Source organism: Collimonas arenae (genome assembly GCF_001584165.1).
Taxonomy (GTDB): Bacteria; Pseudomonadota; Gammaproteobacteria; order Burkholderiales; family Burkholderiaceae_D; genus Collimonas; species Collimonas arenae.
In genome coordinates, this window is sequence record NZ_CP013233.1 from 4,245,429 (window position 1) to 4,271,287 (window position 25,859).

A 25,859-nucleotide genomic window follows, 5' to 3' on the forward strand; every position below is an offset into this window, starting at 1 on the left:
GTTTTATCCATTTATTGTTCTCGGATCCACACGATGATGCTGCCGGTACGATTATTAATGCGCTGTAGCAAGGATACGGTATTGAGCCCTGCCCGCCCCATGCGAACCTTGCCATTCACCAAAAAAAAGTTGCTGGCGACGCTGACCAGGCTGGGATTTGAGGCTTCCGGGAATGACTTGCCAAATAACTGCGTCATTTGCGCCGACAAACTGTTCGTGTCGAGGAACGGCGCCGTGCGCCGTGCAGCTACCAGGGTATTTGCCTCCGTCAAGGATAGATTGGCGAAGCGGGCGGCCAACACCTCCGGCGGCGCGGTATTCACATTGACCGGCGTCGGCGCCGCCGCACTGGTCGGCAGCACCACCACGAAATCCTTTAACTGACGCACCATCGCCGGCTGGAAACCGGGCAATGCCAGCAGATCGTCAACGTGCTGCATCGGCAGTGTGGCATTGCCGGAATTGGCCGGCGCCTGCTGCCCTGCCGGCGTTGTCCGCGGCTGGCTGCCGGCGATCGCCTGCGCCACGACGGTGGCCAGGCCGGTTGAAAGGCGCAGGTTGGATAAAAGACGCTGAAACATGAGCAACTCGGTCGGACTGACGATGCCGTTGACGCTGAGATTATTCAGGTTGTAGCGCGACTGCGCATCAACGATGCTGCCGGATAGCACCGCATCACCGGCATCGTCCGCCGACTGGGCGTCATCGGCATACTGGTCGAGGCGGGTTTCGGCCAGCGGCGCCGCCCAGGGTTGTCCCAGGTGATCGTAGTTGAACTGGCGGCCACTGGCGCGCAGGATCATGCTGGCCCAGTCCAGCGCACCGCGCATGATCCAGTCTTTCTGCAGTTGCAGGCGCTGGTTTTCGATCGATCGCACCTGGACCTGCTGTTGCCAGAACAGGCTGGCGACGATGGTCACGGCCAGCGTGGTCAGCAACAGCGCAGTCACTACAGCCACGCCGCGTTGGGCGTATTGTTTTCTGGCTAACCGGCTCATGCAGCCCCCAGCAGGAAAGTCTTGAGCATGCTGCCGTTATGGCCGCGCAGCTGCAACGCAACCTGCAGGCCGGTCCATTGATTTGCATTGGAGCCGGTGTCCTGGCTACCGGCACTGGCCGCAGCAGGCGGCCGCCAGCCCTGGCCATCGCTGCCCCACAATTGCATCTGCATTGAAGCAAGATCTGATTGCAGCGTCACTGCCTGGCTATTCTCGGGATGATCGCCGGCGTCGTTGAGCGCGCTTTGCCATAACCCATCGAGCACGTTCAGGTCGCGCGTCGCCAGCGATTCCTGACGCGTCAGCACGCCGTTGCGCAGGCGATAGTCGATCACTTGCACGCGGGTCGGCTGCTGTTCCGCAAATACCTGTCGCACCATCAGCAAGCGGTCCTGCGTTGCCAGCAAGGTCGGGCGGGTCAGCATCAGGCTGGCTGGCGCCAACTGGGCGCAATCACTTTGCAACTGCGCGAAAGTCAGTTGCATGCCGCGCGTCTGCTCCATTTCAGTGGTCAACGCTATCCGTGAACGGACAATGCCATCGAGCCCGCGCCACCCGAGTATCGCCACCATCGCCAGGATGGTGATCGCGATGATCATTTCAACCAGCGTAAAACCGGCGGAAGATTTCTGCGGCGCCCGGTTAACGCACATTAGGCACCACCTGCGATAAGTTAACGATGCGCCGTTCGGCGTTGCCGGCATCGAACACCGAGACTTCGACACGGCGAAAATAAGGATTCGGCGTGCCCATCACGTGCTCTTCGCAGCGCAGTTGCAGCTCTCCCTGCGAGCAATCGAAGGAACGATTGCCAATGCCCGGCCATTCGTGGCCAAGGCGGATTTGCGTCAGGCGATTTTCAGCCGACCAGGTCGCCATCATTGCCGCCCGCAGGCCGTTACTGTTTTGCGTCAGGCTGCCGACCGCACGCAGGCTGGCGCCGAGTGCGGTACCGACAATGACCAATGCGACCAGCACTTCCAGCAGGGTGAATCCGGCTTTGCGGCGACCAAAAGACGCGAATGGGATAGGCATCTATTCAACCGCAAAATGGCCGATGCCATCGGCGCGGATCACGACACTGGTGTCGCCGCTGGCCATGGTCAAGGCAAAGGGCTTGTCGACCGGTTCGCGGCCGAAGGTGATGCGCAGGGAGTTCGGGGCGCCGTTTTCCAGCGGCGGTGGCGTCATCGACAATTGCATCGGCGTCCGTTTGAAATCGCGCTGGCGCAGCATCTCATCCTGGGCCAGTGGTTGCCAGCCGTTTTCTTCGCGCACCAGGAAGCGATAGCCGTTGGCATCGGCTTCGAATGCTGTCGGCCGATTACGCAAAATGGCCTCTTCGCGCGTCAGCTGCAGCAGCAGTGCGATACGTTGCGCATCGTTCTGCATGACTTGGCGGTCACTGCGAAAAGCGTTAAGCGAGACCACGCCCAGCGTGATGCCGGCGATGACCACCACCACCAGCAACTCCAGCAACGTAAATCCATTGGGTGCAATGGCTGGCATCTGGCGCGCGCGCAAATTGCGATGCGCCACGACAGGCATTACAGGTCCCACGAGCCGATATCGGCGTCGACACCTTCACCGCCCGGCTGACCATCGGCGCCGTACGAAAACACATCGACTTCGCCCTTGATCCCAGGCGACAGGAATTGATAGGGATTGCCCCACGGGTCCTTCGGCAACTTGTCGATATAACCACCGGTTTTCCAGCCGTTGGCGGCCGGGCCGCTGGTCGGCTTGGTGACCAATGCCTGCAGCCCCTGCTCCGTCGTCGGATAGCGCTGGTTGTCGAGCTTGTACAGCTTGAGCGCCTGCATCAGCGTGCCGATATCCTGGCGCGCGGCCTGGATCCGCGCATCGTCGGTACGCCCCATCAGTTTGGGCACGACCAAAGCAGCAAGAATGCCCATGATCACAACGACCACCATGATTTCAATCAGCGTGAATCCGCGTTGCATGACAGCTGCGGAGCGATGTCGAATAGACGGGTACATTGTGTTCAGCATTTCTTTCCTTATCAAAAAGCCATGGCCATATTTGGAAAGGCCGATTATATGCCGCAATCCTTGCCTACAAGCATGAAAATATACTTAATTCTAAAGAGTGTATCTACTGGAATTTTGTCACTGTTTTGACACATAGAAATGGTATTACTGCCAGGACGCATTTCATCACCATTTGCGGGCCGCATTCTTGCCGGTACAGCGACATTGCATCACTGGGTCCGAACGCGCGATCAAGGACCGCGCGCCGGCATTATGCAAGATTGATCAGAGCGATTCTTCACGCGGATTGCGCGACCACAGCAACTCCATCACGGCTTGCAGCGAATCGCCATCGAACAGCAGACCGGCTACCGCATTGGTGATCGGCATATCGACACCGCGCTCCTGCGCCAGCGCGCGCACTGCAGCGGCGCAACGAACCCCCTCGGCCACGTGACCGAGTTCGGTCACGATCGATTCCAGTTTCTTGCCTTGCGCCAGCCCCAACCCGACTCGGCGATTACGCGACAGGTCGCCGGTGCAGGTCAGGATCAGATCGCCGACGCCCGACAATCCCATGAAAGTTTCGCTGCGGCCGCCAAGCGCCACGCCCAACCGCGTGATTTCTGCCAGGCCACGGGTAATCAGCGCCGCCCGCGCGTTGAGGCCGAGTCCCAAGCCATCGGCAACGCCAGTGGCGATCGCCAGAATATTCTTTACCGCGCCACCAACTTCGACACCGACCAGATCATCGGTCGAGTAGACCCGGATATGCCCGCCATGCACAGCCGCAACCACTTGCTCGCACAACCCCGCGTGTCCGCTGGCGACCGACAACGCACACGGCAGGCCGCGTGCGACTTCCTGCGCGAAGGAAGGCCCGGACAGTGCCGCGGCAGGAATCGCCGAACCCAGGACCTGCTGCACGATCTGGTGCGGCAACAGACGGGTGCTCTCTTCGAAGCCTTTGCATAACCAGACGATATTGGGGATCGGATGTGCCTTCAATTGCTGCGCCAGTTCGCGCAAGCCGGCCACCGAAGACGCCACGATCAGCAGCGCTTCGCTGTTGGCGGCAACGGCCTCGGTCGTCACATGCTGGACGGCTTGCTCGAAATCGGCGCTGAGCACCAGATTGTCCGGCAGCGGGAAGCCTGGAAGATAAGCAGTGTTTTCGCGCTGCGCGGCAGCGGCGGCCATGGTATCCGGATTGCGCCCCCACAGCATTACCCGATGCCGCTGCGCCAACGCGATCGCCAGCGCAGTACCCCAGGCTCCGGCGCCAAGCACGGTGATATTCATGGAAGGGATGGTAAGGTCAGATGACACGGGTGGCTACTCGCGGTTTCTATAATTCAGGCACAAGGACCGAGAAGATACCTGTCAGCGCGATGCAATGACGGTCTTGTGCCCGATTTGGTTGGTGAATTGGGAATTATCGGTAACAGGCCTGAACTCAGTCGCCCCACACCTCGGTCGCCTTGACATACCCGGTCTGGCCGTCGCGATGACGCACCTTGGCCCAGCCGGACGCCACTGGATCAACCAATTCCAGCAATACGCCTTTATCCGCGCTGAATACTACCGGCGCTGCATCGTCAGGATTGGCGCGGATCTTGGCGTTGGCGACGCTGACCTGCAGATTGCGTTTGGCGACAAGACCCTTGGACTGCAGCCATGACAGATCGCCGCTGGCATCGCGCACCTTCGTCCATTCGCCGTAAGTCAGCACCACTTCGACCGGCATGCCGCGCGGTGCGACTGCTACGCGACGGCCTTTTTCAGACGGCGCATCGTACAGGATCACCGGCGCAGCGCCAACCGCCTTGAAATCGAGCGCATGCGCAGAATTGGCGAGACCAAGCAGGCTTCCCAGCAACAGCGTGGCGGAAGCGGCTATGCGTGCAAATTTCATCTAATGGTCTCCAAATGTGGCTCTTGCTGGCCGGGACGGATAACGTTGCGCTCGCCGTCCTGCTCGTGCCTGCCAGTTTTTCCCTGTGCCCGAAGCCTGAGACCTGCTTGCATCAAGCAAAGTTTCCCCGCAACCGACAACTTTACGGTCTGCTCAACCAACAACTGCAGAGGGCCAGCTCATCGCGCAGACGCGTGGCTTGGCCCTGTTTTGTTCCACAACGGCTAAGGGCACCTCTAAAAATCTACTGGATGCGACGATTTTTCGAGGCTTCCCAAAGCCACGCGGGATTAGTTGATTGCGGTCGAGCCGTCAACTGCGATGCTGTCGCCGCTACCCTTTTGCTGTTGCTCAGCCAGTGCTTGCAGGCGCTGCTGGTAGAACACTTCAAAATTGATTTCGGCCAGGTGGATCGGCGGGAAGCCGGCGCGAGTGATGGCATCGGCCAGGTTGGCGCGCAGGTAAGGGTAAACGATGTTCGGGCAGCCGATGCCGAGCAGCGGATCCAGCTGTTCGGTCGGGATATTGCGCAGTTCGAAAATACCGGCTTGCTTGCCTTCAACCAGGAACGCTACCTTATCCTTGACCTTGGCGGTCACTGTGACTGTCACGGTCGATTCGAAAATGCCTTCGGCCAACGCTTCGGCGCCAACGTCTACCGCGACTTCGATCTGCGGAGCGTCCTGCTCAAGGAAAATGGCCGGCGAATTCGGTTGTTCAAGCGACAAATCCTTCAGGTACACGCGTTGAATCTGGAACACCGGTTGTGCCGCTTGTTCTGCTTGTTGGTTCTCTTCAGCCATGACACTCTTTCAGTTAATTTTAAAATAAGTTAAATAACGGCAAACGCCATCCCTTGCAACCGGTAACAATAACAGCTATTACCGAAAATCAGGCATTTTGCAGCAGGGGCTCAAGCTTGCCATCACGATCAAGCGCATGCAAGTCATCGAAGCCGCCAACGTGCGTTTCTCCGATATATATTTGCGGCACGGTGCGACGCCCGGTCTTCTGCATCATCGTATCGCGCTGGGAAGGATCGAGGTCGATTCTGATCTTTTCGATATTTTCCACACCTTTAGCCTTTAACAATTGTTCGGCGCGGATGCAATATGGGCATACGGCAGTGCTATACATTACAACGTGAGCAGTCATGACTCTTCCTTTCAGGGCCTGGGCCGGGCAGTAATCACTCCGGTCCAGCTTATTCAATCCGCATGGGGCGCAGGGTGGGTAAAAAAGCTATCCAACTTACCTACTCCAGGACGGGGTAATTTATTTGACGGTCGGCAAACCCTGAGTCTGCCAGGCGGCAATCCCGCCTTCCAGGCTATACGCCTGTGCAAAGCCAGCCTGGGCCAGCTGTGCAACGGCTTTCGACGACTGGGTTCCGGTCTGGCACACCACCACTACAGTCTTTGCTTTAAACTTGTCCAATTCGGCGATACGCTGCGGCAAGTCCTTTAACGGAATGTTCTTGGCGTCGATCAGGTGGCTGGCGGCAAAGGCATCGCTATCGCGCACGTCCAGTATCAATGTTTTACCCTGATTAATGAATTGGGTCGCTTGCAGGGTCGTTACCCGATTACCGCGTTTTTGCAACAATGGCAGCAACAGTGCGCCACCAGACAAAATTGCTACGGCAACCAGAAAAATGTTATCAATCAAGAATTTCACAGGGATCCAATGGTATTAGTCAATCCCGCCATTATAAAATAGAAGCTGCAGCGCCATTCAATTCGTATCGGGTCCCGCGAAAAAGTCTGGTGCGTTGTTGCTATTGCATCGTGGCCAACAAGCATGAATTTTGCAGTTTCGCAGTTTATATCTCATGCTTTCTTTGTAATTTAACCTTTTATCTGATCAGTTGAGGACAGAGTAATTCGCCACGCTGCGGTGGCTCTTAAACTCTGTCCCGCAATTTACTATGTATAAAATCGTATTGATGCGCCACGGCGAATCCACCTGGAACCTGGCCAACCGCTTCACCGGCTGGGTCGATGTTGACCTCACAGAAAAAGGCGTGGCCGAAGCCAAGCAAGCCGGGAATTTGCTGAAACAGGCCGGCTTCACCTTCGACCTGGCGTACACATCGGTGCTCAAGCGCGCCATCCGCACGCTGTGGGGCACACTCGACGAAATGGATCTGATGTGGCTGCCGGTCAAGCACAGCTGGCGCCTCAACGAGCGCCACTACGGCGCGTTGCAAGGCTTGAACAAGGCAGAAACCGCGGCCAAGTACGGCGACGAGCAAGTCATGGCGTGGCGCCGCAGCTACGACACCCCGCCGCTGCCGCTGGAACCAAGCGATCCGCGTACCTCTTACAACGATCCGCGCTACGCCGGCCTGAAACGCGAAGAAATCCCGCTGACCGAATGCCTGAAGGATACTGTGGCCCGCGTCCTGCCATTCTGGAACGACGAAATCGCACCGGCAATCCGCAGCGGCAAGCGCATCATCATCTCGGCCCATGGCAACAGCCTGCGCGCCATGATCAAGATGCTGGACGGCATCTCCGACGATGATATCGTCGGCCTCAACATCCCCAACGGCCAGCCGCTGGTGTATGAACTGGATGCCAACCTGAAGCCAATCAAGAGTTACTACCTGGGCGACCAGGCCGCGATCGAAGCGGCGATGAATGCGGTCGCCAGCCAGGGGAAAGCGAAATAAATATCTCGCTGGAGAAAATCCTGGGCATCTGCGTACAGGGCCGTGCCGCCAAGCGGCGGCTGGCGGCTGCCGCGCTGATCCTGGCAGCAACGCTGGGAGGAGTGCTGCCGCTCCCGGCCCAGGCCGCTCCCAAAGCGACCGAGCGCAGCAAGCAGAAACAGGCGGCAGAAGCGCAGCGGGCCGACTTGCGCGAAAAACTCGACGTCCTCAAGCGCGACATCAGCCAGACCGAAACTGAAAAAGACAATGCCAGCGACGCCCTGGCCGATTCCGAAAGCGCCATTTCCAAGGCCAACCGCTCGTTACGCGACCTGAGCACGGAGCAAAGCCAGACCCAAGCCAAACTGGCCCAGCTGGCGAAGAAACACGACGAACTCAGCAAGACCGTGACAACCCAGCAGACCCAACTGGCCAACCTGCTGCGCCAGCAATACTTGGCTGGCAACGAAGACCGCATCAAACTGCTGCTGTCGGGCGACAACCCGAACCGCATCAACCGAGATCTGCAATACATGGGTTATGTGTCGCAGGCGCAAGCCAAGCTACTGGAATCGCTGCGCGCCAACCTGGCGGCGGTCGAAGCCAACCAGACCGAAACCCAGAATGCCAAGGATGACCTGGATGAAATTGCCCAGGAACAACGCGATCAAAAGACCTTGCTGGAAAAAGAAAAATCCAAGCGTGCGGCGCTGCTGACCCAGTTGTCAGGCAAATTGGCCAGCCAGCGCAAGGAAGTCGGCAATATCCAGCGCGACGACCAGCGCCTGTCGGGCCTGGTCGACCGCCTCGACCAATTGATCGAGGCGCAAAAGAAAGCCGATGCCGCCGCCCGCGAGAAACTGCGCCAGCAACAATTAGCGCAGGCTCAGGCCCAAGCGCAAGCCAAGGCTCAGGCCGCACGCGAGCGCCAGAAAGCATTGGAGCAGCAACGCGCTGCCGCGCTGGCGCGGAAAACGCCGCCGGCGAGCGATACCCGGGACAAGCCAAAAACAGTTAATCCGGATGCCATCGACGACGACCAGCCGCCGCCGACTGCGGCCGTGACCAAGCCGGTACCGGCGCCACCGGTGGTAGAAACCGCGCCGACCGCAACCGACCGAAACGAACTGACGCCACTGCCTGACGCCAAGGATGGCGCCTATGGGCGGCCGTTCGAATCGCTACGCGGCCAGTTGCGGCTACCGGTGCGCGGCGACCTGATGGCGCGCTTCGGCTCCAAGCGCGGCGACGGTCCGACCTGGAAAGGACTATTCATCCGTACTGCGGAAGGCGCCGAGGTCAAGGCGGTCGCCGCCGGCCGGGTGGTCTTTGCGGACTGGCTGCGCGGCTTCGGCAATCTGATCATTGTCGACCATGGCAACCAGTACATGACCATTTACGGTAATAATCAGGCATTATTGAAGCGGCCCGGCGACGCGGTCAAAACCGGCGACGTGATTGCCAGTGCAGGCAACAGCGGCGGTAACGAACAATCGGGTTTATACTTCGAAATTCGGCATCAGGGCCGTGCGTTTGACCCACTCGGATGGGTAACTACTAGGTGAAACATGGGCAGTAAACTCAAGAATATCGGTCTCATCAGCTTGGGCGTGATCGCAGGGATCGGCGCTTCAATCCAGTTCGACGCCATTGCGCAGAAGAGCGCGGCCGCTCCGTTGCCGCTGGAAGAACTGCGGCAACTGGCCGATGTATTCGGACTGATCAAGTCCGACTACGTCGAACCGGCGGATGACAAAAAACTGCTGACCGAAGCCATTTCCGGCATGGTAGCGTCGCTCGATCCGCACTCGGCCTATCTGGACAAGAAAGCTTACAAAGAGTTGCGCGAGAGCACGCAAGGCAAGTTTGTCGGTCTCGGCATTGAAGTCGGCATGGAAGACGGCTACATCAAGGTTGTGTCGCCGATCGAAGATTCACCGGCCTACCGGGCCGGGATCAAGGCCGGCGACCTGATCACCCGCCTCGATGCAACTCCGGTCAAGGGCTTGACCCTGGACCAGGCGGTCAAGCGCATGCGCGGCGAACCGAACACCAAGATCACGCTGACCATTTCCCGCAAGGATGAAGACAAGCCGTTGATCATCAGCATCACGCGCCAGGAAATCAAGGTCCAGAGCGTCAAGGCCAAAGTAGTCGAACCGGGCTATGCCTGGCTGCGGGTAACTCAGTTCCAGGAACCGACGGTTGACGACATGGCCAAGAAGATCGCTGCGATCTACGCGCAGGAGCCGAATCTGAAGGGTCTGGTGCTTGACCTGCGTAACGATCCGGGCGGCGTACTGCCGGGTGCGATCGGCGTCTCTGCCGCCTTCCTGCCGAAGGATTCGGTAGTGGTCACCACCAACGGCCAGTTGCCAAGCTCGAAGGCGTCGTTCTACGCCAAGCGCGAATACTATGCGAATCCAGGCAGCGATCCATTGGCGAAACTGCCTGAAGCGCTGAAGAAGGTGCCGATGGTGGTGCTGGTCAATACCGGTTCGGCCTCTGCCTCGGAAATCGTCGCCGGCGCGCTGCAGGATTACAAGCGTGCGACCATCATGGGCACCCAGACCTTCGGCAAGGGTTCGGTGCAATCGGTGATCGCATTGCCGCCGGACCGCACCACCGCGGTCAAGCTGACCACTGCGCGCTACTACACGCCGAACGGCCGCTCGATCCAGGCCAAGGGCATCGTGCCGGATGTGATGGTCGATGAATACGCCGACGGCGATGGCCTGAACGGACTGCGTCTGCGTGAAGCCGACCTGACCAAGCATTTGAGCAACGACACCGACAAGGGGCCGGAAGTAACCTCGCCAAAAGTCGATGAGCTGGAAGAAGCACAACGGATTGCCGCTGCCGAGAAAAACGCAAGCCGCTGGAATACGGCAGCAAAGACGATTTCCAGTTGGCGCAGGCGCTTAACCAGCTGAAGGGCTTGCCGGTCAAGATCTCCAAGGTGAAGCCGGAAAGCCGCAGCGACGCCGAAAAGGATGACAAGGACGACAAGACGCCGCTCGACGATGACAAGGCCGGTGGCGGCGCCATCATCAAGAAAGAGCAGAAAAAATAAAACTTTTTTCAGCTACACTAAGGCCGCAGCGATGCGGTCTTTTTTTTCGCCCCGTCACTCTGCACTTCCGGACTTTATCGACAGCATCCTATGAACGACCAGCAACTACTCCGCTACTCGCGCCACATCCTGCTGGATGACATCGACATCGAAGGCCAGGAGAAAATCCTGGCGGCGCGCGCGCTGGTCATCGGCGCTGGCGGACTCGGCTCGCCGGTGGCGCTGTACTTGGCTTCGGCCGGCGTCGGCAGCATCACGCTGGTCGACAACGACACGGTCGACCTGACCAACCTGCAGCGGCAAATCCTGCACACCAGCGACCGCGTCGGCCAGGCCAAGGTAGCTTCCGGCAAGACCGCATTGGCGCAGATCAATCCGGATATCAAGGTCGTCGCACTGGCCGAGCGCGCCGACGAAACGCGTCTTGCGGAACTGATCGGTAACGCAGACGTGGTGATCGATTGCAGCGACAATTTCGCCACCCGGCACGCGATCAACCGTGCCTGCGTTGCGCACAAGGTGCCGCTGGTATCGGGCGCGGCGATCCAGTTTGATGGTCAGATCAGCGTATTCGATGCACGTGACGAAAGCTCGCCCTGCTACGCCTGCCTGTTTCCGCCGGATCGGGAATTTGAAGAAATCGCCTGCGCCACCATGGGCGTGTTCGCGCCACTGGTCGGCATCATCGGCAGCATGCAGGCCGCCGAAGCGCTCAAGCTGATCGCCGGTATCGGCACGCCGCTGGTCGGCAAGTTGCTGATGCTGGATGCACGCAGCATGGAATGGAGCCGCATCGGCGTTGCGCGCGATGCCGGCTGCCTGGTGTGCGGAACGCATCCACACTCCTGATTTAGGCCCTCGGTCATCGCCCACCGTTAGCCCGGCAGGCGATGGCGGATTACGCAATTTATGCGCTGTGCAGCGCCCGTGCCGAATTGGCAGGCTGTTGCAGTGCCTTCAAGGCACGCACCTTCTGGATCGTATCGGCACAGGCGCGCGCTGCCTCCGCGCCCTTGACCAGGAAATGCTCATAGAAATATTTGTGGTGTTCTTCGCCGCCATGGAAATGGTGCGGCGTCAGCACCGCCGACAGCACCGGCACCGCCGTTTCCAGCTGCACCTGCATCATGCCGCTGATCACTGCCTGCGCGACAAATTCATGACGATAGATGCCACCGTCCACCACTAAGCCGGTAGCGACGACAGCTGCATAGTTGCCGCTGTTTGCCAGCAATTTGGCATGCAGCGGAATTTCATAGGCGCCGGCGACTTCAAAGAAATCGATATCGTTTTCGGTGTAGCCGGACTTGGCGATTTCGGCAATGAAGGAGATGCGGCATTGATCGACGATATCGCGGTGCCATCCCGCCTGGATAAAAGCGATGCGCTCGCCAGCGACGGCGGTTGGTGCTTTGAATTTGATATCGACTGGGTGATGTTGTTGCTGTTGTGACTGTTGCATCTGACTGACTCCTGTTTAATCAATAAAAACAGGGCGCGTTGGATCGAAAGGAGGCAGGAATTTACACGACAGGCAATCGCAGTGCGGCACGCGTCCGCCGCGCGCAGCAACACTCAAGCCCGTCCAGGCAAACACCGGACCGCCTGTTCTCTCTTTATCCGGACTATACCGTCGGCCCCGGGATCACACCGGGTCTGCTGACCTTGTCGCTACTCCGACAAGCGCTCGCGGGCTATGCGCATTGCACGCAATTACCGCCGGTGGGGAATCGCACCCGCCCTGAGAACACTCGCTTAATTAATTAAGCGAGCAGCAAATTTATCACAGAAATTGCGGCGCTGCACAAGCCGGACGAATCCGGCGTCGCTGATCGAATCAATTCGCATCAATGGGTTTTCTTCGCCAATCCAAGGTAGGTGTCGATCACCTTTGGATCATTTGCCAGCTCCGCCGCCGGACCTTGCAAGACCATGTCGCCGGTTTCCAGCACATACGCATAATCGGCGGCCTGCAATGCGGCGCGCGCATTCTGTTCAACCAGCAGGATCGCCACGCCGGTCTGCTTCAGGCGCACGATGATGTGGAAAATCTCTTTGACGATCAACGGCGCCAGGCCGAGGCTTGGCTCGTCCAGCATCAGTAGCTGCGGCTTGGCCATCAGCGCGCGGCCGACCGCCAGCATCTGCCGTTCGCCACCAGACAAGCTGCCAGCCTGTTGCTTGCGCCGCTCCTGCAGGCGCGGAAACAGATCGTACACGACCGCCATCTGGTCGGCATAGGCACGCTCTCCGGCCTTGTAGCGGCGGTAGCTGCCGAGCAGCAAATTGTCTTCCACCGTCATGCTGGCGAACAACTCACGCTTTTCCGGCACCAGGCACATGCCGCGCGCGACGCGGGTTTCGATCGCCACGCCGGCAGTATCCTGGCCCAGCAAACGCACGGTGCCGCGCATGCTGCCGTTGTTCGGCATGGCGCCGGCAATCGCGTTGAGCATGGTCGATTTGCCGGCGCCATTGGGGCCGATGACGGTGACGATCTGGCCGGCGCCGACTTGCAGGCTGGCGCCGTGCAGCGCCTCGACCTTGCCGTAGGCGACATGCAGATCGGTGACTTCGAGCACGGGATTGACGACAGCATTAGTCATCGATACCTCCCAGATAGGCTTCCAGTACGGCCGGGTCTTGCTGTATCTCCGCCGGCAAGCCCTGAGCAATTTTGGTGCCGAATTCCATCACCACCAATTGATCGGTCAGGTTCATCACAAAATCCATATCGTGCTCCACCAGCAAAATACTCATGCCCTCCGCCTTCAGCTTGCGCAGCAATTCCGCCAGCGCCTGTTTCTCCTGATAACGTAAACCCGCCGCCGGTTCGTCCAACAGCAGCAAGGTCGGATCGCAACACAGCGCGCGAGCGATTTCCAGGATGCGCTGCTGGCCCAACGCCAGGCTGCCGGCCTCTTCATACAACAAATGCCCGAGGCCGACGCGTTCCAACTGCTGCTTGGCTTCAAACAGCAGTGCCCGCTCCTCATTGCGATTGAGCCGCAGCAGGCTGACGGCGATGCCATTGACATCGTTATGGCTGCCGCGCAGATGGGCGCCAATGGCAACGTTCTCCAGCACCGTCATGGCCGGCATCAGCCGCACATGCTGGAAGGTACGTGCAATGCCGCGCGCCACGATCTGGCGCGAAGGCAAGCCCGATATCTGTTGCAACTCGCGTTGCGCGCGGAAACGGATCGTACCGCTGGTCAGCGGCAAGACGCCGGTGACCAGATTAAACATGGTCGACTTGCCGGCGCCGTTGGGGCCGATCAAGCCGACGATCTGTCCGGCGCGCACATTGAAGCTGATGTCGTTGACTGCCACCAGGCCGCCGAATTCCTTGCGTGCGTTTTCAATCTCCAGCACCACGTCGCCATCCGCATGCCGGGCGCGAATCGGCAATGCTGTCGCCGATAGCGGCGCCACTGCCGTCGGTTTGCTCGGCACCAGCTTGCGCAAATACGGCCACAAGCCGTCGCGGGCGCGCTGCAACAGCAGCAGCATCAGGATGCCGAACACGATGGTTTCGAAATTGCCGCTGGCGCCGAGTAATTTCGGCAACAGCGATTGCAATTGATCCTTCAGCAAGGTCAGCAGCGCCGATCCGAGGATTGCGCCCCATACGTAACCGGCGCCGCCGACTACCGCCATGAACAGGTATTCGATACCGGCATTGAGGCCAAACGGCGTCGGGCTCACCGAGCGCTGCAGGTGTGCATACAGCCAGCCGGAGACGCTCGCCAGCAGCGCCGCCAGCACAAAGATCAGGACCTTGATCCAGGCCGTATTGACACCCATCGCCTCGGCCATCACGCCACCGCCGTTCAGTGCACGGATGGCGCGTCCGGGACGGGAATTCAGCAGGTTCTGCAAGCCGGCCAGTGCGATCAACAAGATCATCCAGATCAGGTAAAACATCTTGCGCCCGGTATCGAGTTCGATGCCAAACAGGTTGATAGAGGGAATGCCATTCAAACCGTCGTACTTGCCGAGAAATTCCAGATTGCCGAACAGGAAGTACAGCGACAAGGCCCAGGCGATCGTGCCAAGCGGCAGATAATGACCGGACAAGCGCATCGTGATGGCGCCGATGGCCAACGCCGCCAGCGTCGTCACACACAAACCGGCCAGCAGGCCGAGCCATGGCGACAGGCCGAACTGGGTACTCAGGTAAGCGGTCGAATAGGCGCCAAGGCCGACGAATGCCGCCTGGCCGAACGAAGTCAGACCGCCGACGCCGGTCAGCAGCACCAGGCCCAGCGCGACGATGGCATACAGGCCGATGTAGTTGGCCAGCGTGATCCAGAATTCCGGTGTCGGCAAGACTGGCAGCAAAACCAGGATCGCAGCGAAGACGATGAACGGCAGCTTGCCGATGGAGAGCTGACGCATCATTGATCCTCCTCGTCGACCTGCTTGCTGGTCAGCGAGCGCCACAGCAGTACCGGGATGATCAGCGTGAATACGATCACTTCCTTGAAGGCGCTGGCCCAGAACGACGAGTACGATTCCAGCAGGCCAACCAGCATGGCGCCGGCAGCGGCAATTGGATAACTGCCGAGGCCACCGATGATGGCGCCGACAAAACCTTTTAAGCCGATCAGAAAGCCGCTGTCGTAATACACAGTGGTCAATGGCGCGATCAGGATGCCGCACAAGGCGCCCAATGCAGCCGCCAGCGTAAACGCCAAGCGCCCCGCCTGCACGGTGCCGATGCCGACCAGCTGCGCACCGAGACGGTTGACGGCGGTGGCGCGTAGCGCCTTGCCGGACAAGGTTCGTTCAAAATACAGATAGAGCGCCACGATCAGCAGCAATGCCACGCCAATGATCACGCAACTTTGGCCCGATACAGTCAAGCCGCCGACCTGGAAGCTGGCATCGGAAAACGGTATGGTGCGCGACCCCTCGGCGCCGAACATCAGCAGCCCGATGCCAATCAATGCGTAATGCACTGCCACCGACACGATCAGCAGAACCAGGGTGCTGGCTTCCGCCAGCGGCTGGAACGCCAATCGATACACCATTGGCCCCATCGGCACCACGATCAACAAGGTCAACAGAACCTGCAGCGGCATCGCCAGCGTGGCATGGCCGTATAGGCGCGCGAACGCATAGACCGCCAGCGGGAACAGCACGAATTTCAGGAAAGCCAGGGCGATGCGGCGCACGATGGCGGGCCGACTTTCGCCGTTACGGCCAAGCATGGCCGCTACCGTTTCCTGGATGAAGCTGAGAATACCGAGCAGCACCAGCAGCGTTGCCGACAGGGGAAATTTGTCCGCTTGTATCGCGGCCAACGTCAATGCACCAAAGGCGACGAACTCGCCTTGCGGAATGAAAATGACGCGGGTAACCGAAAACACCAGTACCAGCGCCAGCGCCAGCAGCGCATAAACGGCGCCGCTGGTGATGCCATCCTGAGCCAAGATGGCGGCGATTGAAAGATCCATTTACTGCGCAGCGCCCAACAGTTTCCACTTGCCGTTGACGATTTCCACCATCACGCGCGAGCGCTGGTCGAAGCCCACGTGGTCGGTTGGACTCATGTTGACGATGCCTTGCGACACCGGCAGATTCTTGATCGCTTCGATGTCGTCGCGCAGCGCAGCTCGGAATTCCGGCGTGCCTGGCTTGCCCTTCTTCAGCGCTTGCGGGCGGCTGCGCCCAGCAGCATGCCGGCATCCCAGGCGTGGCCGCCGAAAGTGGAAATGCTGCCGGCGCCATAGGCCTTTTCATAGGCGGTACGGTAGGCCATGGCGGACTTCTTGACCGGATTGCTGTCCGGCAGCTGTTCGGCCACCAGCAACGGCCCGGCTGGCAGGTACGTGCCTTCGCAATCCTTGCCGCAGACGCGCAGGAAATCGTTATTGGCAACGCCGTGAGTCTGATAGATCTTGCCTTTGTAACCGCGTTCCTTCAACGTCTTTTGCGGCAATGCGGCCGGCGTACCGGCGCCGGCAATCAGCACCGCATCAGGGTTCGCGCTGACGATCTTCAGCACTTGTCCGGTTACGGAAGTATCGGGGCGAGCGAAACGTTCATTGGCAACAATCTTGATCTTGCGCAGTTCAGCCAGTTTGGAGAACTCGCGATACCAACCTTCGCCGTAAGCATCCGAAAAGCCGATGAAGGCCACGCTCTTGACGCCGGCATCCAGCATATGAGCGACGATTGCTGTCGCCATCTGCGAGTCGTTTTGCGGCGTCTTGAAAATCCAGCGGCGCTTGGCATCGACCGGCTCGACCAGCGACGCCGAAGCGGCCATCGAAATCATCGGCGTACCGGATTCGGCGGCAACGTCGCTCATCGCCAGCGAACCGGGAACCGCTGTCGAGCCGATCAGCAGATCAACCTTTTCTTCACTGATCAGCTTGCGCGCGTTCTTGACGGCGGTGGTGCTGTCGGTGGCATCGTCGAGCACGATGTATTGCACTTTCTGGCCGGCGATTTCCTTCGGCAACAGGGGGAAGGTATTTTTCTCGGGAATGCCGAGCGAGGCTGCGGGTCCGGTGGCAGAGACACTCACGCCGACCTTGATCTGGGCGAATGCACTGCCGTAGCTGGCAGCCAACGCCACTGTCATTAATGCGGAAAGGGTGGTCCCCAACCATGCTTTTTTCATTTGATGTGCTCCATTATGGTGGTAACGCCTGGTTTTAGCGTCTATGCTCAGCGGCAACAGCCTCGGTCGCCACGACCGCAGATGTTAGCAGGGTACTGAGTTGGCGGCTGCCAGTGTAGCTTTTCGACTACCGCCAGACAAGCAGGCCACACCACAACGAGATAGGCAAAATCGGGAAATTCGGCCAAATCGCATCGAACGGGACGGATCCAGCCAGGTAACATCATTACACCAGCATCAACGCGATCTGCTGTGCGGCATCCTCGCCCGGCTTGTGCTGGAAACGGCTCTTGGCGAAACGCTGCCAGCGCCCCAGCACAAAACTGGTGAGGATGTTGGCGCGCAGCGTCGCTTCGGTGTCATTCGTTTCGCCTTGCGAAGCGGCGAGCCGCAGCGCCTGCTTCAGCGCCAGCTCGATGCGGTCGACAAACTGGTTCATGCGCAATTGCAGACGTTCATCTTCGTTGACCAGCGCATCGCCGATGATGACGCGCGTCATGCCCGGATTGCGCTCGGCGAAATTGAGCAGCATCAGCGCAATCGCCTGCGCCTGGTGCAAGCCTTTTTCCTGCTGCTCGGTGATCTGGTTGACCAGCCCGAACACGGTCGATTCGATGAATTCGATCAGGCCTTCGAACATCTGCGCCTTGCTGGCGAAGTGCCGGTACAGTGCCGCTTCCGATACCTCGATCTTTGCAGCCAGCGCGGCGGTGGTGATTTTTTCACCCTTGGGCTGTTCCAGCATCGTCGCCAATGTCTGCAGGATTTGTAGTTTGCGTTCGCCAGGTTTGGTAGTTGCCATGATTTTTATTTTAGTAATGGATCGAATCGATCGAGATAAAGAAAACGAGACTGCCGCCATGCCTGCCGTTGTTGCACTCCCTGCAACGTCCGTGGCTATCCGTCGTGATTGACGGCGAACCCGGAATGGTAGACATTGAACGACTGAATTTCAACGCAGCCGATGCAAATTCCTTGCCAGCTTCCGGACGGATTTTACTTTGACATCGACGTAGCCGGGGCGCTTTATCACATCCCGATTGTCCCCCAGGTACTGCGTCACCCATGCCGTGCGCATGCCGACCCATTTGGCGGCCTTCAGCGTAGCGATCGTATCCTCTACCAGAATGCAGCGCCCTGCCGCCACCCGCTCCCGCGCAATCAGTTGCCGCAGCATGTGACGCGACGGTTTCGGCCGCAGTTGCCGGTGCACGTGCATCGACTCGATCGAGATATGCTTGCCGAAATGCCGCTGCAAGCGCAAATGCCGCATCACATCGCTCGAATAACGGTGCGGCGCATTGGTCAGCAATATCTTGCGGCCTGGCAGCCGCTTCAACAAATTGATCAGGCCGCGTTCGGCCCGAATCATACTCAACAAATCGTCGAAATGATGCGCTTCCCGCAAAAAATCCTCTGGCCGCACCTGGTGATGCTTGACCAGGCCCAGCAAAGTCGCGCCATAACGCCGCCAGTAGGTCTCCCTGGTAGCATCTACCGTGGCGGCGTCGGCATTGACGCCATCGCGGCCCAACGTGCGCGCCATGAATGCATTCATATTGTCATGAATCGCCGGAAAAATCGCGTGCGATGCATCATGCAGCGTGTTGTCCAGATCGAACAGCCAGAGCGCTGTAGTATTCGTCATTCGTTTGTGAGCCACTGTTTTGCCGGAAACGGAGAATCGTTGATCAAGGGGGAAATGTGTTTCGTCAGATTATAGTGATATTGGGCTTAAGCGCCGCATTACTCAACAGGCTGTCCCACTCGGCGCGGAACCGCGGGTTGGGACGACTGATGCTGCCGCTGGGCCTGGGTGCCTTGCTGGTCGCGGCAGCCCCGGCCGGCGCCAACGACGCTGCCGTGCCAGGAAAGCCGACGACGACAACCAGCCGCCAAGGCGGCGCGCTGTTCAAGATCCAGCGCGCCGGTCACAGCGCCTACGTGTTCGGCACCATCCACGTCGGCCGCGCCGATTTTTATCCGCTCGATGGCAAGGTCTTGCAAGCCCTACAACATTCGTCGTGTATCGCGCTGGAAATCGATCCGAACAATGCCCAGGCGCTGGCTCCGCTCATGGCCAAGTATGGCGTCTATGCCGATGGCAAACCACATCAGAAAGACCTGCCGGCCGCGCTGCAAAAGGATCTTGGCGCCTTGTTGGAAAAGTACGGCGTGACGCCGGCCAGCGTCGCCAACTTGAAGCCGTGGCTGCTGGCTACAGTGCTCGGCATCAGCGAATACACCAGCCAAGGTTATCTACCGCAATACGGCGTCGACACCAACCTTGCGAATTTCGCAAAAAGCAGCAACAAGCGCCTGGTTGAACTGGAAACGCCGGAACAACAATTGTCGTTGCTGGGCAGCCTGTCGGACAGCGAGCAAATCCAGTTCCTGCAGGACAGCGTCGACGAGATTCAGGACCCGGTCAAGGCGCAGCGCTCGCTGCAACTGATAACCCTGTGGCGCAACGGCGACACCGACGGCCTGGCGGCGATGCTGGCTGAGATGACCGGCGAAGACACGTTTACCGGCCGCTTCGTGCAACGCGCATTGCTCGATGGCAGGAATCCCGGCCTGGCGGACGGCATTGACAAGCTGACCAACGCCTCGCCCGATGCCTTCGTCGGCGTCGGTATGCTGCATCTGGTTGGCGCCAATAGCGTGCTGACGCTGCTCCAACAGCGCGGCTATACGGTACAGCGGGTTTACTAGGGCTCATCTGCGGCGTTTTCCGCTTATCTCGCAAATCTTTGATCGAAGTCAACGTCTGGCCTTTGCAAATCTTCTAAGATCGGCCGGCGTCTCTCTCTTCATTATCAAAGGTTTGTCCATGATTTCGTCCCACTTGCCCGATCCGGTGCCGCCGTCGGCACCCATGCCGCATCGCAAGGTGATCCGCTCCTGGCTGCTGCCCGTCGCACAACGCAACACCGGTCGCGCACTGGCCCTGGTGTTACTCGACCTGGCCCTGTTCGCGCTGGCGATCAGCGCCACTGTGTGGCTGCACAATGCCGCGGCAAAATTATTTTTCGGCTGCGTCGCAGGTTTCGTCATCGGTCGCCTGTTCATTCTCGGCCACGATGCCTGCCATCAAAGTTTCACGCCGCACCGGCGCCTCAACCGCTGGCTCGGGCGCCTGGTGTTCCTGCCGTCGCTGACGCCGTACAGCTTGTGGGATGTCGGCCATAACGTGGTGCACCACGGCTACACCAACCTGAAGGGTTTCGACTTCGTCTGGCATCCGCTCTCGCTGGAGGAGTTCCAGGCGCTGCCGCGCTGGCGCCAGTGGCTGGAGCGCATCTATCGCAGCGGCTGGGGCCCGTGGCTGTACTATCTGGTTGAAATGTGGTGGCAGCGCATGTACTTCCCGAGCCGCAAGACCATGCCGACGCGACGTTCGGTATTCATCTGGGACGGCATACTGGTAACCGTGGCGGCGCTGCTCTGGATCGCCGCACTGAGCGCCGCTGCACTGGCTACCGGGCAGGCGCTCTGGCTGACCTTGCTGGCCGGCTTTGTGGTGCCGTTCCTGTTCTGGAACGCAATGATCGGCTTCGTCGTGTATGTCCATCACACCCACACCGGCGTTGCCTGGTATGACCAGAAAACCGTCTGGGCCGCAGCGCAGCCATTTGTCTCGACCACAGTGCACCTGACCTTCCGCTATCGCATCGGCGCGCTGCTGCATCACATCATGGAACACACCGCGCATCACGTCGACATGAGCATCCCGCTGTATCGCTTGCAGGAAGCACAGCAGATCCTTGAAACCATGTTGCCGCTGCGAATCGTGATCCAGAAATTCTCGTGGCGCTGGTATTTCGATACGGCGCGGCGCTGCAAACTCTACGATTTCCGCCGGCGCTGCTGGACCGATTTCTCTGGCATACCGACCAGCGCAGCGACAATTGTCGCTTGATTTGGCCCGATAGCGGCAATTCATTGGTGCGTGGCGGTAGAATAGCGTGTCGTGGCATGTGCAACGCCACGCCTTCTATCGGACCGCGCCATGAATCAACCGTCACTCTGTACAGCGCCGCTGCTGGACATTTCCGCCTTACGCAGCAGCTGCTCCTCGTGCAGCATGCACCAGCTTTGCCTGCCGATGGGGCTGGAAGAAGCCGATATGCAACGTCTCGACCGCATTATCGGCCGCCGCCGCGTGCGGCGCGACGACACCTTGTATCGGATCGGTGACAAGTTCAGCTCACTGTATGCGGTACGGGTAGGACAATTCAAGACCTACCAGGCCAACCCAGATGGCGCGCAACAGATCACAGGCTTTCAGATGAGCGGCGAGCTGCTCGGCATGGATGCCATCAGCACCGACACCCATCAATGCGATGCAGTGGCGTTGGAAGATAGCGAAGTATGCGAAATTCCATTCTCCCGCCTGGAAGAATTGTTCAGCGACATCCCGACACTGCTGCGTCATTTCCATCGCATCATGAGCAAGGAAATCACGCGCGAGCAAAGCGTCATCCTGTTGCTCGGCAATATGCGTGCCGAACAACGTTTTGCGGCTTTTCTGGTGAACCTGTCGGCACGTTATGCCGCGCGCGGCTACTCTCCGACCAATTTTCAATTGCGCATGACGCGCGAAGACATTGGCAACTATCTCGGATTAACCATCGAAAGCATCAGTCGCATGCTTTCCAAGCTGAAGAAAGACGGCATGCTGAAGGTCAGCAACCGCGATATCGAATTGGTCGATCTGGCAGCCCTCAAAATAGTAGCGACCGGCGCCGAGGTCTGCAACTGATCCAGCCCCGCATCAAATGGTTTTCGAATAGCGCAACGGAGATTTTTCCGGATCAAGATAGCGGTCGAATACCATGCAGATATTGCGGATCAGCAGGCGCCCTTTCATAGTGACGGTAATCCATTCGTCATCCAGATTGAGCAAGCCGTCCGCGGCCAGCAGTTCCAGCTGCGCCAGTTCGCTGGCGAAATACTCGGAGAATTTGATCGGATGCGCTATCTCGATCGATGCCAGCGACAGCTCGAAGTGACACATCAGGTGCTGGATGATTAGACGCCGCAGCAAATCATCCATGCTCAGCTTGATGCCGCGCGCAATCGGCAACTCATGCCGATCGAGACGCTGGTAATAAGCCTCCAGCGTCTTCTCGTTCTGGCTGTAGCTGGCGCCGACCGCACTGATGGCAGATACGCCGCAGGCGACCAGATCGGCCTCGGCATGCGTCGAATATCCCTGGAAATTGCGGTGCAGGCGACCCTGACGCTGGGCAATCGCCAGGTCGTCATCCGGTTTGGCGAAATGATCCATACCGATGTAGACATAACCGGCATCGGTCAGGCGCTTGATGCACAGGAACAGCATGTCGATCTTGGCATCCGGGGTCGGCAGCTCACTCTCGGCAATGCGGCGTTGTGGCTTGAAAATATGCGGCATGTGCGCGTAATTGTAGATCGCGATGCGATCCGGCGATGCGGCAATTACCTTGTTCAGCGTTTGCGACATCGAGATTACATTCTGCCGCGGCAATCCGTAGATCAGGTCGATGCTAACTGACCGAAAACCTGCATAACGTGCGGCATCGATTATCTTCAACGTATCTTCTTCAGGCTGGATGCGATTGACTGCCTGCTGCACCGCCGGATCGAAATCCTGCACGCCCAGACTGATCCGATTGAAGCCTTGCCGCCGCAAAGTGACGATGCGAGCCGGCGTCACCGTACGCGGATCGATCTCGATCGAGTATTCGCCCTGTTCGTCCGCTGCGAACTCGAAGTTGCGATGCAGGTGCGCCATCAGTCCATCCATCTGATCGTCACTCAGAAAGGTTGGCGTGCCGCCGCCGAAATGCAACTGCTCTACCTGATTCATCCCTTCGAACAAGGCCGCTTGCATCGATATCTCGCGCTGCAGATATGTCAGATAGAGAGCCGCCTTGGCGGTATTCTTGCTAACCACTTTGTTGCAAGCGCAGTAATAGCAGATGGTGTTGCAGAACGGGATGTGCAGGTAGAGCGACAGAGCATGGCGCGCCCCCATGTCGCGCCGACGCGCAACCGCATGCTGATAATCATCGGCCGTGAACGCCTCTGAAAACCGGTCAGCCGTTGGATAGGAGGTGTAGCGCGGCCCAAGCTGATTAAGCTTGCGCAACAGCGCGGCGTCGAAAGCAACAGCTGCAACGGCAGGCGTCGATTCATTGGAAATCTGCATGTACAAGCTCCGGCAATTGGATGCGTCAGCAACTTGCACTGACCACATCGACCAGACCAAGCGTATCCTGCGCAGGTGGCGAGCGCTTTGACATAGATCAACTTGACGCGGCTCTTGCCAATGCTGCATATGGGTATTGCGCGCCGATACTGCATATAATCCGGTCTTATCCACTTACCATGCTGTCACTCCATGCCTTCAACCCACAACGCGACCGCATTGTCAGATCTCCGCCGTCGCTGGAACGGACGGCAGCGTTTCGTATTGCTGGATAACGAATTTGGCGACGGTGCGCATTTTCTTGCCGCCTGGCAGGCCTGGCGCGATGATCCTCAACGGCCGCGTCGGCTGAATTACCTGGCGTTGGCGCCGCACATGCCAACAGTGCAGGATGTGCAACGAACCTGCAACCGGCAACCTGCATGGCAAACGCTGTCGACCGAACTGTGCGCCTCATGGCCCGCAGCGCTCCCGGGATTTCATCGCCTGCTTCTGGAACGAGAACAGGTGGTTCTGACGCTGATGTGCGGCGACAGCGCCACCTGTTTGCGGCAAATTGCAGCTAGCGTTGATGCTTTCTACCTGCATGGGTGCAACTGGCAGGACTGGTCGCTGCCGACGCTCGGCACACTGGGTAAACTGGCCGGCAAACATGCCGGTCTCACACTTCCGGCCGTTGACGAAGCACGGCGCAAGAGACTTGAACAAAGCGGCTTCGCATTCGGCAACGATGCACCTGATGCCGATGGCATGCTGCATGCGGAGTTTGCACCGCGCTTCACCGCACGCGTACCTCTTGCAGCCGCGCGACCGGACGGCGAGCGCCACGCAATCGTCATCGGCGCCGGGCTGGCCGGCAGCGCCGCCTGCCAGCGCCTGGCGCGACGCGGCTGGCGCGTCACACTGCTGGAAAGCCACGCAGCGCCGGCGCAGGAAGCGTCGGGCAACAGCGCCGGCATTTTCATGCCGCTGCTGTCGCGCGACGACAACCCAAGCTCGCGTCTGAGCCGCAACGCCTACCAGTTTGCGCAACAAGTGTGGCGCAATCTCGGCGGCATCGGCCAGGCGTTCAGCGGCGCCACCTGTGGCGTCCTGCAAATTGCCCGCGACGATACGCATGCCGAAGCACAACGCCAATTGGCCGCGCACTGGCGCTATCCTGCCAAATTTGCCGAATGGATCGAGCAAACCGCGGCATCGCGCCTTGCCGGTTGCCGAGTCAGCGCCGGCGGCTGGCACTTCCGCGCCGCCGGCTGGGTGCAGCCGGGTAGCCTGTGCCAAGCCATGCTGGAAGATTGCGGCACCGCGCTGCAATCTCATTTTGGACAACGCGCGGCCAGCCTTGAACGCATCGACGAGGAATGGCTGGTGCGCGATTCACACGGCGCGAAGATTGCCAGCGCGCCGGTAGTCATCCTGGCCAACGCCTGCGGCGCATTGGATTTCCCGCAGGCGCAAGACCTGCCGTTGACAGCCATCCGCGGGCAGATTACCCATCTCGACACGGCCAGCGTGCCTGCCATCGCTCCGGTACTGTGCGGCGAAGCCTACCTGACGCCGGCCTATGCCGGTATCTGCAGCAGCGGCGCGTCGTACGATGAGGATGATCAACCGACGCTGCGGCAAACCAGCCAGGACGATAACCTGACGCGCCTGGCAAGAATGTTGCCGGACTGGCGTCAAGAAAATTTGCCATTGCGTGGACGAGTCGGCTTTCGCTGCGTGGCGAGCGATCGTTTGCCGTTGGTGGGTGCGTTGCCGGACAGCGGCGCGGCAAGCCCTGTGCGCGAACCAAAACTACACGACTTGCCACGCCTACACGGACTCTATGGTCTGCTCGGCTACGCCTCGCGTGGCCTGATCTGGGCGCCGCTGGCAGCGGAAATATTGGCGGCGCAACTGGACGGCGAACCGCTACCGCTGGAAAGCGAACTGGCGGCAGCACTTGATCCGGCGCGGTTTTTACTCAAAAAACAACGTCGCACCGAATAACGCCGCATGAAAAAAGGCGCCCACAGGCGCCTTTCGCATCAGATCAAGCGGCTTAGTAACCGGCTTAACGAGCCCACTGATTCGGCCTGAACCGCCAATCGCCGCGCGGACCACGCTCCCAGCGTGGTGGCACATAGCGGTAACCCGGCCGCGCCCTGATCCACGAACCGCTCATCCACACATGCCGACGGCCATCCCAGCGCCAATAACCCGGCGCCCAGACAAAACCGCGACGTGGCGGCGGCACCACTTCATAGCGTGGTGGAGGTGGTTGGCCGATACGGACACTCACATAGGCCTGCGCCTGCGCAGGGCTCATTGGCGCCATCAATCCTGCGCCCAAGGTCAGCAAGCTGATGCACAAAATGGATTTGATTTTCATCGACCACCTCCTGATTCGTTTAAAA

At 59.3% G+C, this 25,859-nt stretch carries 25 protein-coding genes, 2 pseudogenes and 1 riboswitch; of the genes and pseudogenes, 8 read left to right on the forward strand and 19 right to left on the reverse strand.

Going from position 1 to position 25,859, the window contains the following annotated elements; all coding sequences use genetic code 11:
• Positions 1–11 precede the first annotated feature (11 nt).
• From gspK to CAter10_RS19490, 10 genes are all read right to left on the reverse strand, one after another.
• Positions 12–998 (reverse strand): type II secretion system minor pseudopilin GspK, encoded by a 987-nt coding sequence (gene gspK / locus CAter10_RS19445; protein ID WP_061534723.1) that lies wholly within the window; start codon positions 996–998, stop codon positions 12–14.
• The gene (locus CAter10_RS19450; protein WP_061534724.1) at positions 995–1,651 is read right to left on the reverse strand and encodes a PulJ/GspJ family protein; all 657 of its coding nucleotides are present in this window, start codon (positions 1,649–1,651) and stop codon (positions 995–997) included. Before CAter10_RS19450 ends, gspK begins: the two co-directional genes overlap by 4 nt.
• Positions 1,641–2,033: a type II secretion system minor pseudopilin GspI gene (gene gspI / locus CAter10_RS19455; protein WP_061534725.1), complete on the reverse strand. Its 393-nt coding sequence runs from the start codon at positions 2,031–2,033 to the stop codon at positions 1,641–1,643. Before gspI ends, CAter10_RS19450 begins: the two co-directional genes overlap by 11 nt.
• Complete coding sequence (locus CAter10_RS19460) at positions 2,034–2,507, reverse strand: GspH/FimT family pseudopilin (protein ID WP_061535470.1); 474 nt, start codon at positions 2,505–2,507, stop codon at positions 2,034–2,036. It abuts the gene before it with no gap.
• Positions 2,508–2,545: 38 nt separating this feature from the next.
• Positions 2,546–2,962, reverse strand: coding sequence for a type II secretion system major pseudopilin GspG (gene gspG / locus CAter10_RS19465; protein WP_061534726.1), 417 nt, complete (start codon positions 2,960–2,962; stop codon positions 2,546–2,548).
• A 312-nt stretch (positions 2,963–3,274) separates the two neighbouring features.
• A complete protein-coding gene (locus CAter10_RS19470; protein ID WP_061534727.1) occupies positions 3,275–4,291 on the reverse strand; it encodes an NAD(P)H-dependent glycerol-3-phosphate dehydrogenase in 1,017 nt (338 codons plus the stop codon).
• Positions 4,292–4,445: 154 nt separating this feature from the next.
• On the reverse strand, positions 4,446–4,904 hold the full coding sequence (locus CAter10_RS19475) for an SH3 domain-containing protein (RefSeq protein WP_061534728.1): 459 nt from the start codon (positions 4,902–4,904) through the stop codon (positions 4,446–4,448).
• Between the two features lie 290 nt (positions 4,905–5,194).
• Positions 5,195–5,707, reverse strand: a complete 513-nt coding sequence (gene secB / locus CAter10_RS19480; protein WP_061534729.1) for a protein-export chaperone SecB — start codon at positions 5,705–5,707, stop codon at positions 5,195–5,197.
• Positions 5,708–5,795: 88 nt separating this feature from the next.
• A complete protein-coding gene (gene grxC, locus CAter10_RS19485) occupies positions 5,796–6,059 on the reverse strand; it encodes a glutaredoxin 3 (RefSeq protein ID WP_061534730.1) in 264 nt (87 codons plus the stop codon).
• Between the two features lie 120 nt (positions 6,060–6,179).
• Complete coding sequence (locus tag CAter10_RS19490; protein ID WP_061534731.1) at positions 6,180–6,581, reverse strand: rhodanese-like domain-containing protein; 402 nt, start codon at positions 6,579–6,581, stop codon at positions 6,180–6,182.
• Positions 6,582–6,831: 250 nt separating this feature from the next.
• Between CAter10_RS19490 and gpmA the strand changes: the two genes are divergently transcribed.
• The 4 genes and pseudogenes from gpmA (at position 6,832) to CAter10_RS19510 (ending at position 11,479) form a co-directional block, all read left to right on the forward strand.
• Entirely contained in the window at positions 6,832–7,578 is a 747-nt protein-coding gene (gene gpmA, locus CAter10_RS19495; protein WP_061534732.1) for a 2,3-diphosphoglycerate-dependent phosphoglycerate mutase, read from the forward strand.
• Between the two features lie 101 nt (positions 7,579–7,679).
• Entirely contained in the window at positions 7,680–9,122 is a 1,443-nt protein-coding gene (locus CAter10_RS19500; protein WP_231879062.1) for a murein hydrolase activator EnvC family protein, read from the forward strand.
• Positions 9,123–9,125: 3 nt separating this feature from the next.
• Positions 9,126–10,630: pseudogene (locus CAter10_RS19505) on the forward strand (S41 family peptidase).
• 90 nt (positions 10,631–10,720) lie between these two features.
• A complete protein-coding gene (locus CAter10_RS19510) occupies positions 10,721–11,479 on the forward strand; it encodes a HesA/MoeB/ThiF family protein (RefSeq protein WP_061534734.1) in 759 nt (252 codons plus the stop codon).
• A 58-nt stretch (positions 11,480–11,537) separates the two neighbouring features.
• On the opposite strand, the gene CAter10_RS19515 is transcribed toward CAter10_RS19510, so the two are convergent.
• The 7 genes and pseudogenes from CAter10_RS19515 to CAter10_RS19545 form a co-directional block, all read right to left on the reverse strand.
• Entirely contained in the window at positions 11,538–12,092 is a 555-nt protein-coding gene (locus tag CAter10_RS19515; RefSeq protein ID WP_061534735.1) for a 6,7-dimethyl-8-ribityllumazine synthase, read from the reverse strand.
• 143 nt (positions 12,093–12,235) lie between these two features.
• A riboswitch (FMN riboswitch) is annotated at positions 12,236–12,383 on the reverse strand.
• A 94-nt stretch (positions 12,384–12,477) separates the two neighbouring features.
• Complete coding sequence (locus tag CAter10_RS19520) at positions 12,478–13,236, reverse strand: ABC transporter ATP-binding protein (protein ID WP_061534736.1); 759 nt, start codon at positions 13,234–13,236, stop codon at positions 12,478–12,480.
• A complete protein-coding gene (locus tag CAter10_RS19525; RefSeq protein ID WP_417924697.1) occupies positions 13,229–15,031 on the reverse strand; it encodes a branched-chain amino acid ABC transporter ATP-binding protein/permease in 1,803 nt (600 codons plus the stop codon). Before CAter10_RS19525 ends, CAter10_RS19520 begins: the two co-directional genes overlap by 8 nt.
• A complete protein-coding gene (locus CAter10_RS19530; protein WP_061534738.1) occupies positions 15,031–16,092 on the reverse strand; it encodes a branched-chain amino acid ABC transporter permease in 1,062 nt (353 codons plus the stop codon). The genes CAter10_RS19525 and CAter10_RS19530 overlap by 1 nt, the downstream gene beginning before the upstream one ends.
• Positions 16,093–17,264: pseudogene (locus tag CAter10_RS19535) on the reverse strand (ABC transporter substrate-binding protein). It abuts the gene before it with no gap.
• 226 nt (positions 17,265–17,490) lie between these two features.
• Positions 17,491–18,066, reverse strand: coding sequence for a nucleoid occlusion factor SlmA (gene slmA / locus CAter10_RS19540; protein WP_061534739.1), 576 nt, complete (start codon positions 18,064–18,066; stop codon positions 17,491–17,493).
• Between the two features lie 150 nt (positions 18,067–18,216).
• Positions 18,217–18,912 (reverse strand): HAD-IA family hydrolase, encoded by a 696-nt coding sequence (locus CAter10_RS19545; protein WP_061534740.1) that lies wholly within the window; start codon positions 18,910–18,912, stop codon positions 18,217–18,219.
• A 149-nt stretch (positions 18,913–19,061) separates the two neighbouring features.
• Here CAter10_RS19545 and CAter10_RS19550 point away from each other — a divergent pair, with 149 nt between their 5' ends.
• From CAter10_RS19550 to fnr, 3 genes are all read left to right on the forward strand, one after another.
• Positions 19,062–19,979, forward strand: coding sequence for a TraB/GumN family protein (locus CAter10_RS19550; RefSeq protein WP_061534741.1), 918 nt, complete (start codon positions 19,062–19,064; stop codon positions 19,977–19,979).
• Positions 19,980–20,097: 118 nt separating this feature from the next.
• Complete coding sequence (locus tag CAter10_RS19555) at positions 20,098–21,186, forward strand: fatty acid desaturase (protein ID WP_231879064.1); 1,089 nt, start codon at positions 20,098–20,100, stop codon at positions 21,184–21,186.
• A gap of 90 nt (positions 21,187–21,276) precedes the next feature.
• The gene (fnr, locus tag CAter10_RS19560) at positions 21,277–22,029 is read left to right on the forward strand and encodes a fumarate/nitrate reduction transcriptional regulator Fnr (RefSeq protein ID WP_061534742.1); all 753 of its coding nucleotides are present in this window, start codon (positions 21,277–21,279) and stop codon (positions 22,027–22,029) included.
• A gap of 12 nt (positions 22,030–22,041) precedes the next feature.
• Here fnr and hemN read toward each other — a convergent pair whose 3' ends face one another.
• On the reverse strand, positions 22,042–23,460 hold the full coding sequence (gene hemN, locus CAter10_RS19565; protein ID WP_061534743.1) for an oxygen-independent coproporphyrinogen III oxidase: 1,419 nt from the start codon (positions 23,458–23,460) through the stop codon (positions 22,042–22,044).
• Positions 23,461–23,679: 219 nt separating this feature from the next.
• Here hemN and mnmC point away from each other — a divergent pair, with 219 nt between their 5' ends.
• A complete protein-coding gene (gene mnmC / locus CAter10_RS19570) occupies positions 23,680–25,452 on the forward strand; it encodes a bifunctional tRNA (5-methylaminomethyl-2-thiouridine)(34)-methyltransferase MnmC2/FAD-dependent 5-carboxymethylaminomethyl-2-thiouridine(34) oxidoreductase MnmC1 (RefSeq protein ID WP_231879071.1) in 1,773 nt (590 codons plus the stop codon).
• Between the two features lie 64 nt (positions 25,453–25,516).
• On the opposite strand, the gene CAter10_RS19575 is transcribed toward mnmC, so the two are convergent.
• A complete protein-coding gene (locus tag CAter10_RS19575) occupies positions 25,517–25,834 on the reverse strand; it encodes a YXWGXW repeat-containing protein (RefSeq protein ID WP_061534745.1) in 318 nt (105 codons plus the stop codon).
• Positions 25,835–25,859: the final 25 nt, after the last annotated feature.

Excerpts from the sequence above, each read along its gene's own strand:
- gspK (WP_061534723.1), bottom strand. The coding sequence starts at position 998 with ATGAGCCGGTTAGCCAGAAAACAATACGCCCAACGCGGCGTGGCTGTA.
- CAter10_RS19450 (WP_061534724.1), bottom strand. The coding sequence starts at position 1,651 with ATGTGCGTTAACCGGGCGCCGCAGAAATCTTCCGCCGGTTTTACGCTG.
- gspI (WP_061534725.1), bottom strand. The coding sequence starts at position 2,033 with ATGCCTATCCCATTCGCGTCTTTTGGTCGCCGCAAAGCCGGATTCACC.
- CAter10_RS19460 (WP_061535470.1), bottom strand. The coding sequence starts at position 2,507 with ATGCCAGCCATTGCACCCAATGGATTTACGTTGCTGGAGTTGCTGGTG.
- gspG (WP_061534726.1), bottom strand. The coding sequence starts at position 2,962 with ATGCAACGCGGATTCACGCTGATTGAAATCATGGTGGTCGTTGTGATC.
- CAter10_RS19470 (WP_061534727.1), bottom strand. The coding sequence starts at position 4,291 with ATGAATATCACCGTGCTTGGCGCCGGAGCCTGGGGTACTGCGCTGGCG.
- CAter10_RS19475 (WP_061534728.1), bottom strand. The coding sequence starts at position 4,904 with ATGAAATTTGCACGCATAGCCGCTTCCGCCACGCTGTTGCTGGGAAGC.
- secB (WP_061534729.1), bottom strand. The coding sequence starts at position 5,707 with ATGGCTGAAGAGAACCAACAAGCAGAACAAGCGGCACAACCGGTGTTC.
- grxC (WP_061534730.1), bottom strand. The coding sequence starts at position 6,059 with ATGACTGCTCACGTTGTAATGTATAGCACTGCCGTATGCCCATATTGC.
- gpmA (WP_061534732.1), top strand. The coding sequence starts at position 6,832 with ATGTATAAAATCGTATTGATGCGCCACGGCGAATCCACCTGGAACCTG.
- CAter10_RS19510 (WP_061534734.1), top strand. The coding sequence starts at position 10,721 with ATGAACGACCAGCAACTACTCCGCTACTCGCGCCACATCCTGCTGGAT.
- CAter10_RS19515 (WP_061534735.1), bottom strand. The coding sequence starts at position 12,092 with ATGCAACAGTCACAACAGCAACAACATCACCCAGTCGATATCAAATTC.
- CAter10_RS19520 (WP_061534736.1), bottom strand. The coding sequence starts at position 13,236 with ATGACTAATGCTGTCGTCAATCCCGTGCTCGAAGTCACCGATCTGCAT.
- CAter10_RS19525 (WP_417924697.1), bottom strand. The coding sequence starts at position 15,031 with ATGCGTCAGCTCTCCATCGGCAAGCTGCCGTTCATCGTCTTCGCTGCG.
- CAter10_RS19530 (WP_061534738.1), bottom strand. The coding sequence starts at position 16,092 with ATGGATCTTTCAATCGCCGCCATCTTGGCTCAGGATGGCATCACCAGC.
- slmA (WP_061534739.1), bottom strand. The coding sequence starts at position 18,066 with ATGGCAACTACCAAACCTGGCGAACGCAAACTACAAATCCTGCAGACA.
- CAter10_RS19545 (WP_061534740.1), bottom strand. The coding sequence starts at position 18,912 with ATGACGAATACTACAGCGCTCTGGCTGTTCGATCTGGACAACACGCTG.
- CAter10_RS19550 (WP_061534741.1), top strand. The coding sequence starts at position 19,062 with ATGCTGCCGCTGGGCCTGGGTGCCTTGCTGGTCGCGGCAGCCCCGGCC.
- CAter10_RS19555 (WP_231879064.1), top strand. The coding sequence starts at position 20,098 with ATGATTTCGTCCCACTTGCCCGATCCGGTGCCGCCGTCGGCACCCATG.
- fnr (WP_061534742.1), top strand. The coding sequence starts at position 21,277 with ATGAATCAACCGTCACTCTGTACAGCGCCGCTGCTGGACATTTCCGCC.
- hemN (WP_061534743.1), bottom strand. The coding sequence starts at position 23,460 with ATGCAGATTTCCAATGAATCGACGCCTGCCGTTGCAGCTGTTGCTTTC.
- CAter10_RS19575 (WP_061534745.1), bottom strand. The coding sequence starts at position 25,834 with ATGAAAATCAAATCCATTTTGTGCATCAGCTTGCTGACCTTGGGCGCA.